At 67.6% G+C, this 18,427-nt stretch carries 20 protein-coding genes; 12 read left to right on the forward strand and 8 right to left on the reverse strand.

The window, feature by feature from the left end:
• Nucleotides 1-405: 405 nt before the first annotated feature.
• The 3 genes from cgtA to rplU form a co-directional block, all read right to left on the reverse strand.
• Complete coding sequence (gene cgtA / locus ABE522_RS09585; protein ID WP_101100211.1) at nt 406-1,461, reverse strand: Obg family GTPase CgtA; 1,056 nt, start codon at nt 1,459-1,461, stop codon at nt 406-408.
• 198 nt (nt 1,462-1,659) lie between these two features.
• A complete protein-coding gene (gene rpmA / locus ABE522_RS09590; protein ID WP_042615145.1) occupies nt 1,660-1,923 on the reverse strand; it encodes a 50S ribosomal protein L27 in 264 nt (87 codons plus the stop codon).
• A gap of 11 nt (nt 1,924-1,934) precedes the next feature.
• The gene (gene rplU, locus ABE522_RS09595; protein WP_042615146.1) at nt 1,935-2,252 is read right to left on the reverse strand and encodes a 50S ribosomal protein L21; all 318 of its coding nucleotides are present in this window, start codon (nt 2,250-2,252) and stop codon (nt 1,935-1,937) included.
• A 292-nt stretch (nt 2,253-2,544) separates the two neighbouring features.
• Between rplU and uvrA the strand changes: the two genes are divergently transcribed.
• The gene (uvrA, locus tag ABE522_RS09600; RefSeq protein WP_346591501.1) at nt 2,545-5,547 is read left to right on the forward strand and encodes an excinuclease ABC subunit UvrA; all 3,003 of its coding nucleotides are present in this window, start codon (nt 2,545-2,547) and stop codon (nt 5,545-5,547) included.
• Nucleotides 5,547-5,954, forward strand: a complete 408-nt coding sequence (locus ABE522_RS09605) for an acyl-CoA thioesterase (RefSeq protein WP_343244158.1) — start codon at nt 5,547-5,549, stop codon at nt 5,952-5,954. Before uvrA ends, ABE522_RS09605 begins: the two co-directional genes overlap by 1 nt.
• A gap of 131 nt (nt 5,955-6,085) precedes the next feature.
• Here the strand turns inward: ABE522_RS09605 and ABE522_RS09610 are convergent, their stop codons facing one another.
• On the reverse strand, nt 6,086-6,538 hold the full coding sequence (locus ABE522_RS09610) for a copper chaperone PCu(A)C (protein ID WP_346591502.1): 453 nt from the start codon (nt 6,536-6,538) through the stop codon (nt 6,086-6,088).
• 34 nt (nt 6,539-6,572) lie between these two features.
• Here ABE522_RS09610 and ABE522_RS09615 point away from each other — a divergent pair, with 34 nt between their 5' ends.
• The 4 genes from ABE522_RS09615 to ABE522_RS09630 all read left to right on the forward strand — a co-directional run bounded on the left by ABE522_RS09615 (nt 6,573) and on the right by ABE522_RS09630 (nt 10,338).
• Nucleotides 6,573-7,352, forward strand: a complete 780-nt coding sequence (locus ABE522_RS09615; RefSeq protein ID WP_101100208.1) for an enoyl-CoA hydratase/isomerase family protein — start codon at nt 6,573-6,575, stop codon at nt 7,350-7,352.
• A 91-nt stretch (nt 7,353-7,443) separates the two neighbouring features.
• On the forward strand, nt 7,444-8,352 hold the full coding sequence (gene tesB / locus ABE522_RS09620; protein ID WP_042615152.1) for an acyl-CoA thioesterase II: 909 nt from the start codon (nt 7,444-7,446) through the stop codon (nt 8,350-8,352).
• A gap of 10 nt (nt 8,353-8,362) precedes the next feature.
• A complete protein-coding gene (locus tag ABE522_RS09625) occupies nt 8,363-8,872 on the forward strand; it encodes a pathogenicity-like protein (RefSeq protein ID WP_346591503.1) in 510 nt (169 codons plus the stop codon).
• 239 nt (nt 8,873-9,111) lie between these two features.
• A complete protein-coding gene (locus ABE522_RS09630; protein WP_346591504.1) occupies nt 9,112-10,338 on the forward strand; it encodes an RNA polymerase sigma factor in 1,227 nt (408 codons plus the stop codon).
• A gap of 138 nt (nt 10,339-10,476) precedes the next feature.
• On the opposite strand, the gene ABE522_RS09635 is transcribed toward ABE522_RS09630, so the two are convergent.
• On the reverse strand, nt 10,477-11,046 hold the full coding sequence (locus ABE522_RS09635; RefSeq protein ID WP_346591505.1) for an EF-hand domain-containing protein: 570 nt from the start codon (nt 11,044-11,046) through the stop codon (nt 10,477-10,479).
• Nucleotides 11,047-11,198: 152 nt separating this feature from the next.
• Here ABE522_RS09635 and ABE522_RS09640 point away from each other — a divergent pair, with 152 nt between their 5' ends.
• On the forward strand, nt 11,199-11,954 hold the full coding sequence (locus ABE522_RS09640; protein ID WP_101100203.1) for an arginyltransferase: 756 nt from the start codon (nt 11,199-11,201) through the stop codon (nt 11,952-11,954).
• A gap of 38 nt (nt 11,955-11,992) precedes the next feature.
• Nucleotides 11,993-13,210, forward strand: a complete 1,218-nt coding sequence (locus tag ABE522_RS09645; RefSeq protein ID WP_346591506.1) for an endonuclease/exonuclease/phosphatase family protein — start codon at nt 11,993-11,995, stop codon at nt 13,208-13,210.
• A gap of 1 nt (nt 13,211) precedes the next feature.
• Here the strand turns inward: ABE522_RS09645 and purT are convergent, their stop codons facing one another.
• Nucleotides 13,212-14,399 carry a formate-dependent phosphoribosylglycinamide formyltransferase gene (gene purT / locus ABE522_RS09650; RefSeq protein WP_346591507.1) on the reverse strand — a complete coding sequence of 396 codons (1,188 nt, stop codon included), beginning with the start codon at nt 14,397-14,399 and terminating at the stop codon, nt 13,212-13,214.
• Between the two features lie 246 nt (nt 14,400-14,645).
• Here purT and ABE522_RS09655 point away from each other — a divergent pair, with 246 nt between their 5' ends.
• From ABE522_RS09655 to ABE522_RS09670, 4 genes are all read left to right on the forward strand, one after another.
• Nucleotides 14,646-15,410: an SPFH domain-containing protein gene (locus ABE522_RS09655; RefSeq protein ID WP_406846334.1), complete on the forward strand. Its 765-nt coding sequence runs from the start codon at nt 14,646-14,648 to the stop codon at nt 15,408-15,410.
• Nucleotides 15,411-15,471: 61 nt separating this feature from the next.
• Complete coding sequence (locus tag ABE522_RS09660; protein WP_057508857.1) at nt 15,472-15,651, forward strand: type II toxin-antitoxin system antitoxin; 180 nt, start codon at nt 15,472-15,474, stop codon at nt 15,649-15,651.
• Nucleotides 15,652-15,703: 52 nt separating this feature from the next.
• Complete coding sequence (locus ABE522_RS09665; protein ID WP_346591508.1) at nt 15,704-16,324, forward strand: hypothetical protein; 621 nt, start codon at nt 15,704-15,706, stop codon at nt 16,322-16,324.
• Nucleotides 16,325-16,333: 9 nt separating this feature from the next.
• A complete protein-coding gene (locus tag ABE522_RS09670) occupies nt 16,334-17,146 on the forward strand; it encodes a M15 family metallopeptidase (protein ID WP_346591509.1) in 813 nt (270 codons plus the stop codon).
• Between the two features lie 165 nt (nt 17,147-17,311).
• Here ABE522_RS09670 and ABE522_RS09675 read toward each other — a convergent pair whose 3' ends face one another.
• Together ABE522_RS09675 and ABE522_RS09680 are read right to left on the reverse strand one after the other, a co-directional pair.
• Nucleotides 17,312-17,986 carry a DNA-3-methyladenine glycosylase family protein gene (locus tag ABE522_RS09675; RefSeq protein ID WP_346591510.1) on the reverse strand — a complete coding sequence of 225 codons (675 nt, stop codon included), beginning with the start codon at nt 17,984-17,986 and terminating at the stop codon, nt 17,312-17,314.
• Between the two features lie 3 nt (nt 17,987-17,989).
• Nucleotides 17,990-18,361, reverse strand: a complete 372-nt coding sequence (locus ABE522_RS09680) for a DUF423 domain-containing protein (protein WP_346591511.1) — start codon at nt 18,359-18,361, stop codon at nt 17,990-17,992.
• Nucleotides 18,362-18,427: the final 66 nt, after the last annotated feature.

Consider the following 18,427-nt stretch of genomic DNA (forward strand, 5'->3'; position numbering starts at 1 on the left):
ATGGTCGGCGGAATGGTCCCGCCAACGGTGCCGCTACGCTCGCCGACCATGGGTCGGCGCTACCGAGAGGCACGGTGGCGCGTCGGGTGGAGGAGCCCCTGAGTCAGGGGCGGCCGCGAAGCGGCGGGGTGTGGGTGCTGGTGAGACGGGGCCCGCGGTTTGCGCAGCAAAGCGTGGGAGCGGCAGCGCGAATGCGATGACGTGGACCCGCGCCACGGATGGCGCGAAACGAGGCCCGCAGGAGCGGCTCTTGCCGTCCCCCACCGACCCCTCCCGCCCGGCCCAACCCAGAAATCAAGCTGTAGAGCGACCCACCACGAGGGGCTCCGCCGTTCGCCGCCAACCAGCAGCCAACAAAAAACCCGGCCGAAGCCGGGCTTTTCGCGCGATGCCAAACGAAGACGATTACTCGCCAGCCGCGTGGCGCGCCTGCAGCTCGTCTTCCTTCTGACGATCGAAGAACGCCATGATCTTGCTCATCACCGGGAACGTACCCTCACGACCCAGCGCCGACACCAGGAACCACGGCTCCTTCCAACCCAGGTCCGCAATGATCTGCTCGGCCGCTGCCTTGGCCTCGTCCTCGAACATCAGGTCGGCCTTGTTCAGCACCAGCCAGCGCGGCTTGTCGAGCAGCTCCGGATCATGCCGTTCCAGCTCGCGCTCGATCGCACGCACCTGCTCCACCGGTGAAATTTCCACCCCGCCTTCCATCGGCGAGATGTCCACCAGATGCAGCAGCAGACGGGTGCGCTGCAGGTGGCGCAGGAACTGCGCGCCCAGCCCTGCGCCGTCGGCGGCACCTTCGATCAGCCCGGGAATATCGGCGATCACGAAGCTGCGGTAGTTCTCCACCTTCACCACACCCAGGTTCGGGTACAGCGTGGTGAACGGGTAATCGGCCACCTTCGGCGTCGCCGCCGACACCGCACGGATCAGCGTGCTCTTGCCGGCGTTCGGGAAGCCCAGCAGGCCGACGTCGGCCAGCAGCTTCAGCTCCAGCTTCAGCGAGCGCTCTTCACCCGGCTCGCCCGGCAGCGCCTGGCGCGGCGAGCGGTTGGTCGAGCTCTTGAAATGCATGTTGCCCAGGCCGCCGCGGCCGCCCTTGGCCACCAGCAGGCGATCGCCGTGCTGGGTCAGGTCACCGATCACTTCATCGGTGGCCACGTTGGTCACCGTGGTGCCAACCGGCACGGTGATGACCAGGTCTTCGCCGCCCTTGCCATAAGCCTGGCGGCCCATGCCGTTCTCGCCGCGCTGCGCCTTGAAGATGCGGTCATGGCGGAAATCGACCAGGGTGTTGAGGTTCTCGTCGGCGCGGATCCACACGCTGCCACCGCCGCCGCCATCGCCACCATCGGGGCCACCGAGCGGGATGAACTTCTCGCGACGGAAGCCGATACAGCCATTGCCGCCGTTGCCGGCGAACACTTCAATTTCTGCTTCGTCTACCAGTTTCATTTTTCGATGCCTGCGATGGGCGCGGCAGCCTGCCGTCGCCTTGGGATTCTACTGCCCCGGCGTCGCCAGGGCTCGGCCACCTGCGCGGTGGACCGGATGTACGTCGAAACTACCTGCTGCATCCAACGAAAAACCCCGCCGAAGCGGGGCTCTTCTGCAGCGCACCCATGACTGGCATGGGCGCCAGCCGCGCCTGGATCAGGCTTCGGCCGAAACCACGCTGACGGTGCGACGCTTCTTCGCACCCTTCACCGAGAACTCCACCTTGCCGTCCACGAGGGCGAACAGGGTGTGGTCACGGCCGAGGCCGACGCCGGTACCCGGGTGGAACTGGGTGCCGCGCTGACGCACGATGATGTTGCCGGCGTCGATGGCCTGGCCACCGAAGATCTTCACGCCGAGGTATTTCGGGTTGGAGTCGCGACCGTTGCGCGAAGAGCCTACGCCTTTTTTATGTGCCATGACCTATCTCCTTACTTGCTGCCACCGGCAATGCCGGTGATCTCGATTTCGGTGTAGTACTGACGGTGACCCTGGCGCTTCATGTGGTGCTTGCGGCGACGGAACTTGATGATCCGGACCTTGTCGGCACGACCCTGGGACAGGACGGTGGCAGTGACCGCAGCGCCGCTCAGGGCGTCGCCGATCTTGATGCCATCGCTGTCGCCGAGCAGCAGGATGTTGTCGAACTTGATCTCGCTGCCGACTTCGACTTCGAGCTTTTCCACGCGGAGCTTTTCGCCCTGCGCGACGCGGTATTGCTTACCGCCGGTGACCAGTACTGCGTACATGACCAGACTTCCTTTGTAGTTATTGTGGTCTATTGACTGCTGCCATCGAGGGCAGACAGGAGCGGAATTGTACCGGCTCACCCAGCCCGGGTCAACCCTCCCCCACACCCCGCAAACCCAGGCGCCACAAGGCCTTCATCACCCTGTACGTCAATCTCATGTGCTGCGACTGGCGGCTGGCATTGTCGCCCATTGCCCCCATCTGGTCTGCTCGGTAGGCTGCTTGATTGCCGTCCCCGACGCCCTTCCTGCTGGCCGGGCCCCAGCCCAAGCCCCCAACACCGGATCCCCCATGGCGATGGATTTCATCCGCATCCGCGGCGCGCGGACGCACAATCTCAAGAACATCGATCTCGATCTGCCGCGTGACAAGCTGATCGTGATCACCGGCCTGTCCGGCTCGGGCAAGTCCTCGCTGGCCTTCGACACCATCTATGCAGAGGGCCAGCGCCGTTACGTGGAATCGCTGTCGGCCTATGCCCGTCAGTTCCTCAGCGTGATGGAAAAGCCGGACCTGGACCACATCGAAGGCCTGTCCCCGGCCATCTCGATCGAGCAGAAATCGACCTCGCACAACCCGCGGTCGACCGTCGGCACCATCACCGAGATCTACGACTACCTGCGCCTGCTGTACGCGCGCGTGGGCACCCCGCGTTGTCCCGACCACGGCTATCCGCTGGAAGCGCAGACCGTCAGCCAGATGGTCGACCACGTGCTGACCCTGGACCCGGAGCAGCGCTACATGCTGCTGGCGCCGGTGATCCGCGACCGCAAGGGCGAACATGCGCAGGTGTTCGACCAGATGCGCGCGCAGGGTTATGTGCGCGTGCGCGTGGATGGCGTGCTGTATGAAATCGATGAGGTGCCGCCGCTGGCGCTGCGCCAGAAGCACACCATCGAAGCAGTCATCGACCGCTTCCGCCCGCGCGAGGACATCAAGCAGCGCCTGGCCGAGAGCTTCGAAACCGCGCTGAAGCTGGGCGACGGCATGGTGTCCGTGCAGTCGCTGGACAATCCCGAAGCAGCCCCTGCGCTGTTCTCTTCCAAGTATTCCTGCCCGGTCTGCGACTACTCGCTGCCGGAGCTGGAACCGCGCCTGTTCTCGTTCAATGCCCCGATGGGCGCCTGCCCCGGCTGCGATGGCCTGGGCATGGCCGAGTTCTTCGATCCGACCCGCGTGGTCGTGCATCCCGAGCTGCCGCTGTCGGCCGGTGCGGTGCGCGGCTGGGACCGTCGCAATGCCTATTATTTCCAGCTGATCGCCTCGCTGGCCAAGCACTACAAGTTCGACGTGGACGCAGCCTGGAACACCCTGCCGGCCAGCGTGCAGAAAGCCGTGCTGTACGGCAGCGGTGATGAAACCATCAGCTTCACCTACTTCACCGAAGCCGGCGGGCGCACCCAGCGCAAGCACCGCTTCGAAGGCATCATTCCCAACCTGGAACGCCGCTACAAGGAAACCGAATCCTCGGCGGTGCAGGAAGAGCTGGGCAAGTACATCAGCGAACAGAGCTGCCCGGAGTGCAAGGGTGCGCGCCTGAACCGTGCCGCGCGCAACGTGTTCGTGGCCGACCGCCCGTTGCCGGACCTGGTGGTGATGCCGATCGACGATGCGCTGAAGTTCTTCAACACGCTGAGCCTGCCGGGCTGGCGTGGCGAGATCGCCAGCAAGATCGTCAAGGAAATCGGCGAACGACTGGGCTTCCTGGTCGACGTGGGCCTGGATTACCTCAGCCTGGAGCGCAAGGCCGATACGCTGTCCGGCGGCGAAGCCCAGCGCATCCGCCTGGCCTCGCAGATCGGCGCCGGCCTGGTGGGGGTGATGTACGTGCTGGATGAGCCGTCCATCGGCCTGCACCAACGCGACAACGAGCGGCTGCTCGGCACCCTCACCCGCCTGCGCGACCTCGGCAACACGGTGATCGTGGTGGAGCATGACGAAGATGCGATCCGCCTGGCCGACTACGTGCTGGATATTGGTCCGGGCGCAGGCGTGCATGGCGGTGAGATCGTCGGCCAGGGCAGCCTGCAGGACATCCTGGACGCGCCGCGTTCGCTGACCGGCCAGTACCTGTCGGGCAAGCGTGCGATCGAGATCCCGGCACGCCGGCACAAGCCGAACCCGAAGATGACCCTGCACCTGCGCGGGGCGAGCGGCAACAACCTGAAGAACGTCGACCTGGCCATTCCGGCCGGCCTGATGACCTGCATCACCGGCGTGTCCGGTTCGGGCAAGTCGACGCTGATCAACGACACGCTGTTCTCGCTGGCCGCCAACGAGATCAACGGCGCATCGCACGATATCGCCCCGTACAGGGAAATCGACGGGCTGGACCTGTTCGACAAGGTGGTGGACATCGACCAGTCGCCGATCGGTCGTACCCCCCGTTCGAACCCGGCCACCTACACCGGCCTGTTCACTCCCCTGCGCGAGCTGTACGCCCAGGTGCCCGAAGCACGTGCGCGCGGCTATTCGCCGGGCCGCTTCAGCTTCAACGTGCGCGGCGGCCGCTGCGAAGCCTGCCAGGGTGATGGCCTGATCAAGGTGGAGATGCACTTCCTGCCGGACGTGTACGTGCCCTGCGATGTCTGCCACGGCAAGCGCTACAACCGCGAAACGCTGGAGATCCTGTACAAGGGCTACAACATCAACGACGTGCTGCAGATGACCGTCGAAGATGCCCTGAAGCTGTTCGAACCGGTGCCGAGCATCGCGCGCAAGCTGGAAACGCTGGTCGACGTGGGCCTGAGCTACATCAAGCTGGGACAGAGCGCGACCACCCTGTCCGGCGGTGAAGCGCAGCGCGTGAAGCTGTCCAAGGAACTGTCGCGCCGCGATACCGGGCGCACGCTGTACATCCTGGACGAGCCGACCACCGGCCTGCACTTCCATGACATCGAAGCGCTGCTGGGCGTGCTGCACAAGCTGCGCGACGAAGGCAACACGGTAGTGGTGATCGAGCACAACCTGGACGTCATCAAGACTGCCGACTGGATCGTCGACCTCGGTCCGGAAGGCGGCCATCGCGGTGGCACCATCCTGGTCACCGGCACCCCGGAAGACGTGGCGGCCTGCCCGACCTCGTACACCGGCCAGTTCCTGGCCAAGATGCTGCCCTCGGTCAGCGCGCGCCCGGACAAGCCGGCGGCGGTGGCCAACAAGCCCGATGCGCGCCCGCCGCGCAAGGTGAAACCGGAGCCGAAGAAGAAGGCCGCCGCGGCCAGGAGCACCGGCGCCCCCAGCAGATCCACCGCGACCAAGACCACCGCTACGCGCAAGAAGAAGGACGCCTGATGAGCACCGAGCACAAGATCCTCGCCCGCATCCCGATCAGCGTGCGCTGGCGCGACATGGACAGCATGGGCCACGTCAACAACGCCAAGTACATTTCCTATCTGGAAGAAGCGCGCGTGCGCTGGATGCTGGGCGTGGAAGGCGTGGCGATGACCGACCGGATCGCACCGGTGGTGGCCGCCACCAACGTCAATTACCGGCTGCCGATCGTGTGGCCCAACGACATCCTGGTGGAACTGTTCGTGGAGCGGCTGGGCAACAGCAGCGTCACCATCGGCCACCGCATCGTCGACCAGCAGGACGAATCGCGCCTGTATTCGGACGGCAACGTAGTGGTGGTGTGGATGGACACCCAGACCGGCAGGAGCGCCCCGCTCCCCGACGCCGTACGCAACGCCTCCACCTGAGGGAGTGACGGCCGCTGTGGGTGACGACCGTTGGGCGTCACGCTTAGATAGGGCAGCAAACAAGAGCGTGACGACCAACGGTCGTCACCTACCAGAGCAACCAACGGTCGTCACCCACCGGAGCAGAAGCATCAGCGCGCAGCTTTGCGTACCTGCAGTGTCGCGGCGGCTTCACCACCGCCTTCCAGCTGCAGCACCAGCGGCACCGCCTGCCCGTCCTTCAGCGCGGCCTTGCCCTGCATCAACATCAGGTGCTTGCCACCCGGCTTCAGCTCGACCATCGCACCGGCCGGCAGCTCCAGGTGGTGCAGGTGCTGCATGCGGCTGACATCGCCCTGCAGCGTGGTTTCATGCAATGACACATCGCCGAACACCGCGCTGCGCGCGCCGATGATCGTCACCGCGGTGGCGCAGGTGTTGTGGATCGTACCGTAGCCGGCGGTCATCGACATCGCCGCGCTCGGCGGCAACCGCGCCCATCCGTCTTTCAACTGCAGGCACGCCACCGGCGCGGCCAGCGCCGCTCCCGATGCTGCGAATGCACACAACGCGGACAATACGCCAACGCATGGTTTGGTTATCATCGGACCACGTTCCTTCCCGGCAAGAGATCGCAGCATGACCACGCTCATCGAGGTGTACAACCATGGACCGATCCGCGAACTGCGCCTGGCGCGGCCGCCGGTCAATGCGCTGGACACCGACCTCTGCCGGCAGTTGATCCACGCCGTCGAACAGGCCATGGCCGAAGACGTGCACGGACTGGTGCTGTCGGGCAACGAACGGGTATTCACCGGCGGCATGGACGTGCCCCACCTGCTGTCGCATGGCGACGACCAGCACGCCCTGCTGGACAGCTGGAACGCGTTCTTCGGCGCGGTACGCACGCTGGCCGAAAGCCGCATCCCGGTGGTGGCCGCGCTGACCGGACACGCCCCGGCCGGTGGCTGCGTACTGGCCCTGTGCTGCGACTACCGGGTGATGGCGCGCAGCACCGATCCGGCGCAGCCGTTCGCCATCGGCCTGAACGAAGTGCAGGTGGGCCTGGTGGCACCTGAGGGCATCCAGCGCCTGCTGCGCCGCGCCGTGGGCATGCACCGCGCCGGGATCCTGCTGACCACCGCCGCCATGGTGCCGGCCGAGCAGGCCCTGCAGATCGGCCTGGTCGACGAGCTGGCCGACGGCGACCTGGTCGTGGCGCGCGCAGTGGCCTGGCTGCAGCGGCTGCTGAAGATGCCACGCCAGCCGATGCTGTTGACCCGCGCGATCGCCCGCCAGGACCTGCACGAAGCCCTGCACCCGGACCTGATCCGCTTGGATCGCTTCGTCGAGGCCTGGTATGCGCCGGATGCGCAGCAGGCACTGCAGGCGCTGGTGGCCCGGCTCGGCAAGGGCTGAGCACCGGGCAACCGCCGACGGCACCTGCCGGGGGCTGCTGCACGGCCGCCCGGCTATAATCACGGCCTGTCCCGACACCGGCTGTCCCCCCTTGAACGACACGCACGAACCCGTCGTCTCCGAACTGATCGACCTGCTCACCCTGGAGCGGCTGGAAGACAACCTGTTCCGTGGCCAGAGCCGCGACATCGGCACCAAGTACGTATTCGGCGGGCAGGTGCTGGGCCAGGCGCTGGCCGCCGCCCAGGCCACGGTGGAAAACGGACGCCACGTGCACTCGCTGCACGCTTACTTCCTGCGTGCGGGCAACATCGACCACCCCATCGTCTACGACGTGGACCGCACCCGCGATGGCGGCAGCTTCTCGGTACGCCGGGTGACCGCGATCCAGCACGGCAAGGTGATCTTCTTCTGCGCGGCCTCCTTCCAGCAGGAAGAAAGCGGCGCCGAGCACCAGCACAAGATGCCTGAAGTACCTCAGCCGGAAGACCTGGAACCCAACCGCCCGCTGCCGCAGGACGTGCTGGACCGGTTGCCGATCAAGGTGCAGCGCTGGCTGTCGCGGGGCGGCCCGTTCGAGTTCCGCCACGTCTATCCGCGCGATGAGCTCAACCCGCCCAAACGCCCGCCTTACCACCAGGTCTGGTTCCGCCTGACCGAACCGGTCGGCGATGCACCGGAACTGCACCAGGCGCTGTTGGCCTACGCCTCGGATTTCCATCTGCTGGGCACGGCGACCTTCCCGCACGGCATCAGCTACTACCAGCCGCACGTGCAGATGGCATCGCTGGACCATGCGATCTGGTTCCACCGTCCGTTCCGTGCCGACGACTGGCTGCTGTATGCGCTGGACAGCCCGAGCGCGCAGGATTCGCGTGGGCTGGCACGTGGCCAGTTCTTCGACCGCCACGGTCGCCTGGTGGCCAGCACCGCGCAGGAAGGCTTGATCCGCGTGGTGCCTGACAGCGCCGCCGCTGCTGCCGTGCCGGCCAAGGACTGAGGAACGCGCCATGAGACAGATCTTCAGCAGCCAGCGCGTGGAAACCGTGGAAGGCGTGGCCGAACTGCTGCGCAGCCACGACATCGAAGTGCGCGTGACCGATGGGCGCACTTACCACACCAAGCGTCGCGGGCAGTTCAGCTATCTTGACCAGAGCAAGAACATCCGCCATCCCACGGTATGGGTGGTGCGCGCGGACGACCAGCCGCGTGCGCGCGAGATCCTGCGTGATGCGCGGCTGCTCGACACCACCCGCCGCGACCACCCGACCGCGGAGTTCGCCTTCCGCGAAACCGGGGCGCCGTCCACGGGCCGCGGCTGGGCCTGGCGTATCCGCATCGCCTTGCTGGTGGTGATTGCCGGCGTGGCGTTGTTCATCGGGATGGGCCATCGCGGCGCACAGCAGCCGGCCGCTCCGGCGCCCGCTCCTGCTCCGCAACAGCAGCCCGCCGCACCGGCCGCGCCGGTTGAGGAAGAAGAAGTCCGCGTGCGCATCCAGCCGACAACCCCGCAACCCTGAGCCGGTAGTGACGGCCGCCGGCCGTCCAGGTGCCTGCGCCTGCTCCGGTGGGTGACGACCGCCTGCTCCGGTGGGTGACGACCGTTGGTCGTCACGCTGTTGCAGAGGTCTCCAGAGCCGTCGTCACCCACCGGTTGGTTGCGGTCGTCACCCACCGGTTGGTTGCGGTCGTCACGACCACCGGTCACATCCTGCGCGGCGCTCCGTCTTGGGACACAATCCCCGCAGGAGCGCCGCCCATGACCGCATCAGCCGCCAGCCTCGATGACACCCTGCACCGCGAGCTGCCCGCCGCGGCCGATGGCTGCCAGCATGCGTACGGGCGCATCGTGGTGGCCTGCCAGAACACGGTGACCGCCATCGCCCTGGCCATCACCCGCGACCGCCACGCCAGCGAAGACATCGCCCAAGAGGCGTTCGTGCGCGCCTGGCAGCAGCTGCGCCAGCTGCGCAACCCCTCCAGTTTCATGCCGTGGCTGCGGCAGATCACCCGCAACCTGGCCCGCGACTGGCTGCGCAGCCAGCGCGGTCGGCCGCTTTCGGGCGAAGCAGCCGAACTGGCGATCAGCATGGCCGCCGATCCGGCCCCCGGCGCGGCCGACCGCCTGCTGCGCATCGAAGAAGAAGTCGCCGCCGAGGACATCATCTCCGCGCTGCCCGAAGAGAGCCGCGAAGTGCTGCTGCTGTACTACCGCGAAGGCCAGCGTTCGCAGCATGTGGCCAGCCTGCTCGGGCTCAGCGATGCGGCCGTACGCAAGCGGTTGTCGCGCGCCCGCGGCATGGTGCGAGAAGGCATGCTGCAGCGCTTCGGTGAGTTCGCACGCAGCAGCGCGCCCGGTGCAGCGTTCGCCACCACGGTGGTGTCCATGCTGATGGTGGCCGCCCCGGGCACCGCCAGCGCAGCCATCCTGGCCCTGGGCACCGGCGTGGGCGTGGGCGGCAGCAAGCTCGGCCTGGGCGGTGCCAGTGCGTCGGCGGGAACGGCGATGGGGTCGCTGACCGCGGCGGCGGGCCAGTTTCCGGGCTTCGCCGATCACGTCAACGTGGGCGCGATGATCGGCGCGGTGGTCGGCGGGACGGTCTTCAGCTACCTGGGCGGCCGCTACCTGCTGTCGTTCGCGGAATCGCCGCAGGAACGCGCGCGGATCCGGCGCTTCGTGCACCTCAACACCTTCACCGCGCTGGTGGTCTGCGTAGCGGTACTGGTGCTGTCACTGCTGGCGCTGCCGGCGTGGGTGGGCCTGTTCGTCCTGTTCGCGGGCCTGTCCCTGGTCTGCTGGCAGTGCCTGGTGCCGCTGCGGCGGATCATGCAGCCGCTGATCGACCGCGACGCGGCCCGGCGCGGCCTGCAGGGTCGACGCAACTGGAAATACGAAGCGCTGTACGGCAAGCACGGCATGATCGGCGCGGCCTTGGCGGCCTTGCTCATGGTGGGCTGGCTGTTGTGGAGAAACGGCGCGCTGTAATCCCAAGCGGTGACGACCAGTGGCCGTCACCGCACTCGAAACCCGGTAGTGACGGCCGCTGGCCGTCAATCTCCATGGGCCGCTGGCCGTCAATCTTCCATGGGCCGCTGGCCGTCAATCTCCATGGGCCGCTGGCCGTCAGTCCTGCAACGGCCGCACCGGGCCCTGCGGCCCGTGGCCCCCATGGCGCGGGCCACGCATCGGGCCCTTGGCCGCATCGAACTCGGCCTTGCTCAGCTGGCCATCCTTGTTGCTGTCCGCCGCGGTGAACCAGGCATCACGATGCTGCTTCATGCGCAGCTCGCGGTCGACCTTGTCCAGGTAGCCATCCTTGTTGATGTCCATCTGGTCGAAGCGCCCGGCCAGCCGCGGATCGGCGGCGGCCTCCTGGCGGCTGATGCGACCGTCCTTGTTGGTATCAAGACGGGCCAGCTGATCGGCATGGTCACGCCCTGGGCCGCGGTGCCCGTGCTTGCCGCGCGGCCGTTCTTCGCGGGACAGCTTGCCGTCCTTGTTGGCGTCCAGCTGGTCGAAACGTTCGGCCAGGCGCGGAGCGGCCGCGGCTTCGGTGCGATCGATGAAACCGTCGTTGTTGGTGTCCAGCTTGACCGGGCGCTGCGGCGCCGGCGGCGCATCGGCCGCCAGGGCGATACCGGTGGCGGAGGTGCTCAGCAGCAGGGCCAGCAGCAGGGGGGTACGCAGGGTCATGGGGTCACTCCAGTAGAAGGGGACGGGGTGTTTTTCAATCACCCTCGAAGGACAACAACGCGTGGACGCGGCCACGGTTGACGTCGGCCCCGGGCGTGTTCATCTGGCAGACAGTCGCGGCCACTGCGACAGCCGGACGTTATGCTGTGGACATGGCGATACACGGCGACCGCGACGACGACCTGAGGCTGTTCCAGACCGGCGAGCACCCCTGCGGCTACTGGCCGGAGCGGACCGCGCGCGATCTGGTGCTGGACCCGCATGACCGCCGCCTGGGCGGCCTGTACCCGATGGCGCTCAGCTGGGGCTTCCGCCGCAGCGGCGACCTGGTCTACCGCCCGCATTGCGCCCAATGCCACGCCTGCGTGGCGGTGCGCATACCCGTGCAGCGCTTCGCCCCGGACCGCAGCCAGCGCCGCTGCGTGGCCCGCAACGCCGACCTGGAAGTGCGCATCACCGCCGCCGCCCCGCGCGAAGAACTGTTCGCGCTGTACCACCGTTACCTGGCCCATCGGCATGCCAACGGCGGCATGGACACCCACGGGCCGCACGAGTTCGAGCAGTTCCTGATCGGCAGCTGGTCGCGCACGCGTTTCCTGGAAATCCGCCTGCCGCCGCCGCAGGGCGGGCCAGGCGAACTGATCGGCGTGGCGGTCACCGACGTCACCGAGCAGGGCCTGTCGGCGGTCTACACCTTCTTCGATCCCGACCATGCACAGCGCGGGCTGGGCACCTTCGCGATCCTGCAGCAGGTGGCCTGGGCGCAGCGCGAATCGCTGCCCCACCTGTATCTGGGCTACTGGATCCGCGACCACCTGAAGATGGATTACAAGCGCCGGTTCCGCCCGCTGGAAGCTTACGACGGCCGGCGCTGGAACGAATTCGATGGCGAACTGGCCGGACGCTGACAAGCCGCTGACACAGGCGCCGGTGCACAATACCGCCCATGAAAATTCCAGCCTTCAGCCTCCCCGCCCTGACCGTCGCCGTGGCCCTGCTGTGCAGCGCCTGCGCCCAGACCCCCGAGCGTGCTGCCGCGATGCCTGATGCCTCGACCGCCCTGCGCCTGGCGACCTACAACACCTCCCTCTACTCCGACCAGGCCGGCGGGCTGATCGCCGAACTGGAAGGCGACAGCGCGCACGCGCGCAAGATCGCCGCGGTGCTGCAGCAGGTACGCCCGGACCTGGTGCTGCTCAACGAATTCGACTACGACGACGCACACCGCGCCGCCGATCTGTTCCAGCAGCGTTACCTGGCCGTGGCCCAGGCCGGTGGCGGCGAGCCGCTGAACTTCGCCTATCGCTATCTCGCCCCGGTCAACACCGGCGTGCAGAGCGGGCTGGACCTGGACAACAACGGCGAAGTGGGCGGCGAAGGCCGCGCCCGTGGCAACGACGCGTGGGGCTACGGCCTGCACCCGGGCCAGTACGGCATGCTGGTGCTGTCGCGCTATCCGATCGACGAAGCCAAGGTGCGCAGCTTCCAGCTGCTGAAGTGGAATTCCCTGCCCGGCGCGATCCGTCCCATCGACCCGCGCACCGGCAAGAGCTTCTATTCCGATGCGGTGTGGTCGCAGTTGCGGCTTTCGTCCAAGTCGCACTGGGACGTGCCGGTGCGCACGCCCTCCGGCGTGGTGCATGCGCTGGTATCCCACCCCACCCCGCCGGTGTTCGACGGCCCGGAGAAGCGCAACGCCGCGCGCAACCACGACGAGCTGAAGCTGTGGCAGGAGTATCTGTCAGCCGGTGACAAGCCGTGGCTGTGCGACGACCAGCAGCGCTGCGGCGGGCTGGCGCAGGACGCGCGCTTCGTGATCCTGGGCGACCTCAACAACGACCCGGTCGACGGCGATGGCCGCCATGAAGGCATCCTGGAACTGATCGAGCATCCACGCGTGCTGCGCCATGCCACCCCGTCGAGCATCGGCGGCGAACAGACCAGCCTGGCCTACGCCGCCAAGGGCATCAGCCGTCGCGGCGCCCCTCGGCACGCCACCGGCGATTTCGGCCCGAAATCCGGCACCATGCGGCTGGACTACGTGCTGCCCTCGGTGGGCTTCGCCTACGTCGGCGGCGGCGTGTTCTGGCCGGCTGAAGGCACGGACGAAGCGAAGATCGCCGACGGCAGCGACCACCACTTGGTCTGGGCCGACGTGAAGTAACTCAGGGCTTCAGGGTGACGCCGATGGCGGCGGCGGCATCGCGGGCGATCGCGCGGGCCTGCTCGGTGCTGTCGGCCCGCGCCAAGGTAACGCCAACGCGACGGTGGCCGTGCACGCTGGGCTTGCCGAACAGGCGCACGGCGGTGTCCGGCACCTGCAGCGCGGCGGCGACATCAGTGAAGTACGGCACGCCCTCGCCGTGGGCCAGCAGCGCGCAGGACGCGCTCGCTCCGCCCTGGCGGATCACCGGGATCGGCAGGCCGAGGATCGCGCGCGCGTGCAGCGCGAACTCGCTCAGTTCCTGCGATACCAGGGTCACCAGGCCGGTGTCATGCGGGCGCGGCGACACTTCGCTGAACCACACCTCGTCGCCCTTCACGAACAGCTCCACGCCGAACAGTCCCCAGCCGCCGAGGTCATCGGTGATGGCCCGGGAAATCTCCTCGGCGCGCGCCAGCGCCGCGGCGGACATCGCCTGTGGCTGCCAGCTTTCGCGGTAATCGCCGTCCTTCTGCAGGTGGCCGATCGGCGCGCAGAACGACGTACCACCCGCATGCCGCACGGTCAGCAGGGTGATTTCGTAATCGAAATCGATGAAGCCCTCGACGATGCAGCGTCCGGCACCGGCGCGGCCACCGGTCTGCGCATAGGCCCAGGCCGGGGCGATGTCGGCTTCGCTGCGCAGCGTGCTCTGGCCCTTGCCCGAAGAAGACATCACCGGCTTGACCACGCACGGCAGGCCGATCGCCTGCACGGCGGCGGTGTACTCCGCTTCGGTGTCCACGAAACGATACGGCGAGGTCGGCAGGCCCAGCGTTTCCGCCGCCAGCCGGCGGATGCCTTCGCGGTCCATGGTCAGCCGCGCCGCGCGCGCGGTCGGCACCACGCGCAGCCCCTGTTCCTGCTCCAGCTGGACCAGCGTCTCGGTGTGGATGGCCTCGATTTCCGGCACCACCAGGTGCGGTTTTTCCAACGCGATCAGCTCGCGCAGGGCCATCGCATCCAGCATGTCGATCACGTGCGCGCGGTGCGCCACCTGCATTGCCGGCGCGTCGGCGTAACGGTCGGCGGCGATCACTTCCACGCCCAGGCGCTGCAGCTCGATGGCCACTTCCTTGCCAAGTTCGCCCGATCCCAGCAGCAGGACGCGGGTGGCGGAGGGGGACAACGGGGTTCCAAATGCGGACATGGCGGCGTTCCAGCGTGGAGGTGAAGGCGGGTGGGCATTCTAGCCGGTCGCCCCCTGCCTGCCGACGGACGGCACTTGCAGACTGATATCAATTTGATATCTTCTGATCCAGACCCTCAAGGAAGTCCCGTCATGAAAGAGAAGCCGCTCCGTTCCCTCAACGGCCTGGCCGTGCTGGCCGCCGTCGTCATCGTTGCTGGCATCGCCGGCACCGTGTTCCTGGCCGGCGCCAGCGGCGCCAACGGGATGCGCCCCAGCCCGATGCTGCTGCTGGGCTGCGTTCTGGTGATGCTCCTGGCCCTGCTGTCATTGGCTGGCCTGTACACCGTGCAACCCAACCAGGCCGCGGTGCTGAGCCTGTTCGGCAAGTACGTCGGCACGGTCAAGGACAACGGCCTGCGCTGGAACAACCCGTTCTTTTCCAAGCGCCGGGTCAGCCAGCGCGTGCGCAACTTCGAAAGCGGCAAGCTGAAGGTCAACGAGCTGGACGGCAGCCCGATCGAGATCGCCGCGGTGATCGTGTGGCAGGTGGTGGATGCCTCCGAGGCGGTCTACAACGTGGATGACTACGAAAGCTTCGTGCATATCCAGTCCGAGTCCGCGCTGCGTGCGATGGCCACCAGCTACCCGTATGACCAGCACGAAGAAGGCCAGCTCGCCCTGCGCAGCCATGCCAGCGAGATTTCGCTGCACCTGAAGAACGAACTGGCCGAACGCCTGGCCGATGCCGGCGTGCAGATCATCGACGCGCGCATCAGCCACCTCGCCTACGCTGCGGAAATCGCCCAGGCCATGCTGCAGCGCCAGCAGGCCAATGCGGTGATCGCCGCCCGCACGCGGATCGTCGCCGGTGCGGTGGGCATGGTGGAAATGGCGCTGGCCGAACTGCAGAAGAACGGCGTGGTGCAGCTGGACGAAGAGCGCAAGGCGCACATGGTGAGCAATCTGCTGACCGTGTTGTGTTCCGACCGCGGCACTCAGCCGGTGGTCAACGCCGGTTCCTTGTACTGAGCCGGCATGACGGTGACCCGCCGGCCGCGGGCCGGAACCAGCCGTTGAGCCAGGAGTATCCATGAGCGAGAAGAAAGCCTATCCACTGCGCATCAACGCCGATGTCCTGGCCGCGACGCAGCGCTGGGCCGACGACGAGCTGCGCAGCCTCAACGCCCAGATCGAATACATGCTGCGCGATGCCTTGCGCAAGGCCGGACGGCTGCCGAAACCCACCCCTTCGCAGGAGAGCAAGGAATGAGCAGGAACCTGGGCAGGCGCCGATTGCCTGCAGGCGCCATCGAGGGTGCCGCATGCTGGATCGAGGCGCAGCGATGAGCGGCGGCAGTGATCCCCGCCGCTTCGCGGTCAGTGATGGCTCGCCACTGCGACTGCTGTGGATCGTGGCGCCGCTGCTGCTGTTCGTCGGCCTCACCTTTTACCCCTCGCGGCAGCCTGCCGAAGCCGGCACGATGCCGTTCGCGGTCACGCTCACCCCGCCCTACTTCACCCTGCACGGCAGCGCGGCGTGGAGCCTGGCCATCGCCACGCTGATCACCGTACTGCTGTGCTGGCTGTTCTTCCGGCGCCGGGTGCAGCTGGATGGCAGCGTACTGAGCGTCCATTCAACGTTCTACCGCAAGCACACCCCGGTGGAACAGATGGAGCTGCAGCAGGCCGCCGTGGTCGACCTGAAACAGGATCGCCGGCACGGCCTGCGGCACAAGATCAACGCCTACAGCATGCCGGGCTTCCACTCCGGACACTATCGCCTGCACGGCGGCGGCAAGGGCTTTGCGCTGGTGACCGATGTGCACCGCGTGCTGGTGATTCCGGTGCGCGACGGCCCGACCCTGTTGCTCAGCCTGGCCGAACCGCAATCGCTGCTGGACGCGCTGCGCCGGGCCGCCATGCCTTCCGGTCGTCCGCGCTAAGCTGGGCGCATGTCCAGATCCCTGCCCCTGCTGCTCAATACCGACGCCATCGAAGCGTGGCCGTCCGCGCTGCTGCGCGCCCATGGCAACGCCGATGCGCGTCTGCTCGCGCGTGCCCGCTGGGTGCTGCGACGCAAGCGCGATGGCCGCTACCTGGCTGCCATCTTCGACCACGGCGTGCACTCGCTGGTTCCACACCTGCCGCAGGAACCTGGTGCCGCGGAAGCACTGGACGCGCTGTCCTGGCTGAACCCGCAACGCGGCAGCGGGCCGCTGGAGGAGCGCCTGCTCTCACCACAGGGCCTGCAAGCGCGCCTGCAGCAGCTGGGGCTGGACGCCGATGCATATGCCGCCGACACCGGCCTGGCACTGGAAGCCGAGCCGGTGCTGCTGCATTTTGCCGGGCGCGACCGCTTCGGACGGCCACTGTGGCTGCGTCGCGGTGCAGCGCAGGCGTGGCGACGCATGCGCCTGCAGGCGGCCCGTGAAGGCATCGCGCTGGACGCGATTTCCGGTTACCGCAGCCACGATTACCAGCTGGGGATTTTCGAGCGGAAGCTGGCCCGCGGGCAGCGCGTGGCGGAGATCCTGAAGGTCAATGCCGCGCCCGGATTCAGCGAGCACCACAGCGGCATGGCGTTGGATATCGGCACGCCCGGGGACCCGCCGGCCGAGGCGACGTTTGAAGAGACCGCGGCGTTTGCGTGGCTGCAGGAGCACGCGGCGGCGCACGGGTTCCGGATGAGTTATCCGCGCGGGAATCCGCATGGGATCGTGCATGAGCCGTGGCATTGGCGCTGGTGCGGCAGCTTAGGAGCGTGACGTCCAACGGTCGTCACCCACCGGGGTAGCGCCGAAGGCAGCGGCAGGAGCCGCTGCCAACGTCGCTTGCGACGGCCCGGAGGGTGCCGGCCAGGACGGCCGGCATCGCCATGCTCGGCGAGCGCAGCGGCAGGGCGCTGACGACCAGCGGTCGTCACTACCGGGTCAGTCCTGGGAGCGGTTGGTCTTGATGGCCGGGCCTTCGCTGAAATCGGCGATGCGCCACAGGTACAGGCTGGCGTAGGTGCGGTAAGGCCCCCACTTTTCACCGCGCAGGGCGAGCGCCTTCGGCGTCGGCATCAGTTCGGCCTTGTCCACGCGCTGGGCGCCCTTGCGGATGCCCAGGTCATCCAGCGGCAGGATGTCCGGGCGGCCCAGCCGGAACATCAGCATCATCTCCACCGTCCAGCGGCCGATGCCGCGCACCGGCACCAGCGCCTGGATGATCGCCTCGTGTTCCATCACCGCCATCCGCCGCAGGCTGGGAATCTCCCCGGCCGCTTCGCGCAGTGCCAGGTCCCGCAGCGCCAGCGTCTTGTTGCCCGATACCCCGCATGCACGCAGCGCGGCGTCGTCGATACGGCCCAGCGTGTCCGCATGCAGGCGGGCACTGCCGATGGCCGCCTCCACCCGCCCGACAATGGTCGAGGCGGCCTTGCCGCTGAGCTGCTGGAACAGGATCGCCCGCGCCAGCGCATCGACCGGGTCAAACGATTTCCGCCAGCCTTCCGGCGCCGGCAGCGGGCCCAGCCGGCGCATCCACGCTGCCAGCCGGCGATCGCGCCGGGCCAGCCAGGCGTGCGCCTGTTCGACGTCGAAGCCACGCGCGAAGCGGGGCATGGCTCAGCGCCTCAGTGCATCGATCGCCACCAGCACCCAGCCCAGCATCAGCGCCATGCCACCCACCGGCGCCAGCCGCGTGGGCCACTGCCACAGCGCGTTGCCGGCCAGGCTGCCGGCGAACAGCAGCGTGCCGAGCAGGATCACGTACAGCGCCAGCCTGCCGAACGTGGCCGTGGCCCGCGGTCCCAGCGCCACCAGCACGGCGCCGTGGGCGAACGCATACAGCGCGGCCATGTTGAGGTGCTGCTGGGCCAGCGGTTCGCTGACGCCGTGCGAGGCATAGGCGGACAGGCCGATGGAAGCCGCTGCCAGCAGCGCGCCTAGGCAGGCCAGCAACGAAGGCCTGCGCGCGCGTCGATCGATCGCAAACATGTCCACTCCTTTTCCAGCACTGCCAAAAAAAAACGCGCCGCAATATGCGGCGCGTCTTTGTTTTCT

The sequence above is a fragment of the Stenotrophomonas lacuserhaii genome, from assembly GCF_039674585.1.
Classification (GTDB): Bacteria; Pseudomonadota; Gammaproteobacteria; order Xanthomonadales; family Xanthomonadaceae; genus Stenotrophomonas; species Stenotrophomonas pennii_A.

Excerpts from the sequence above, each read along its gene's own strand:
- cgtA (WP_101100211.1), bottom strand. The coding sequence starts at position 1,461 with ATGAAACTGGTAGACGAAGCAGAAATTGAAGTGTTCGCCGGCAACGGC.
- rpmA (WP_042615145.1), bottom strand. The coding sequence starts at position 1,923 with ATGGCACATAAAAAAGGCGTAGGCTCTTCGCGCAACGGTCGCGACTCC.
- rplU (WP_042615146.1), bottom strand. The coding sequence starts at position 2,252 with ATGTACGCAGTACTGGTCACCGGCGGTAAGCAATACCGCGTCGCGCAG.
- uvrA (WP_346591501.1), top strand. The coding sequence starts at position 2,545 with ATGGCGATGGATTTCATCCGCATCCGCGGCGCGCGGACGCACAATCTC.
- ABE522_RS09605 (WP_343244158.1), top strand. The coding sequence starts at position 5,547 with ATGAGCACCGAGCACAAGATCCTCGCCCGCATCCCGATCAGCGTGCGC.
- ABE522_RS09610 (WP_346591502.1), bottom strand. The coding sequence starts at position 6,538 with ATGATAACCAAACCATGCGTTGGCGTATTGTCCGCGTTGTGTGCATTC.
- ABE522_RS09615 (WP_101100208.1), top strand. The coding sequence starts at position 6,573 with ATGACCACGCTCATCGAGGTGTACAACCATGGACCGATCCGCGAACTG.
- ABE522_RS09625 (WP_346591503.1), top strand. The coding sequence starts at position 8,363 with ATGAGACAGATCTTCAGCAGCCAGCGCGTGGAAACCGTGGAAGGCGTG.
- ABE522_RS09630 (WP_346591504.1), top strand. The coding sequence starts at position 9,112 with ATGACCGCATCAGCCGCCAGCCTCGATGACACCCTGCACCGCGAGCTG.
- ABE522_RS09635 (WP_346591505.1), bottom strand. The coding sequence starts at position 11,046 with ATGACCCTGCGTACCCCCCTGCTGCTGGCCCTGCTGCTGAGCACCTCC.
- ABE522_RS09640 (WP_101100203.1), top strand. The coding sequence starts at position 11,199 with ATGGCGATACACGGCGACCGCGACGACGACCTGAGGCTGTTCCAGACC.
- ABE522_RS09645 (WP_346591506.1), top strand. The coding sequence starts at position 11,993 with ATGAAAATTCCAGCCTTCAGCCTCCCCGCCCTGACCGTCGCCGTGGCC.
- purT (WP_346591507.1), bottom strand. The coding sequence starts at position 14,399 with ATGTCCGCATTTGGAACCCCGTTGTCCCCCTCCGCCACCCGCGTCCTG.
- ABE522_RS09655 (WP_406846334.1), top strand. The coding sequence starts at position 14,646 with ATGCGCCCCAGCCCGATGCTGCTGCTGGGCTGCGTTCTGGTGATGCTC.
- ABE522_RS09660 (WP_057508857.1), top strand. The coding sequence starts at position 15,472 with ATGAGCGAGAAGAAAGCCTATCCACTGCGCATCAACGCCGATGTCCTG.
- ABE522_RS09665 (WP_346591508.1), top strand. The coding sequence starts at position 15,704 with ATGCTGGATCGAGGCGCAGCGATGAGCGGCGGCAGTGATCCCCGCCGC.
- ABE522_RS09670 (WP_346591509.1), top strand. The coding sequence starts at position 16,334 with ATGTCCAGATCCCTGCCCCTGCTGCTCAATACCGACGCCATCGAAGCG.
- ABE522_RS09675 (WP_346591510.1), bottom strand. The coding sequence starts at position 17,986 with ATGCCCCGCTTCGCGCGTGGCTTCGACGTCGAACAGGCGCACGCCTGG.
- ABE522_RS09680 (WP_346591511.1), bottom strand. The coding sequence starts at position 18,361 with ATGTTTGCGATCGATCGACGCGCGCGCAGGCCTTCGTTGCTGGCCTGC.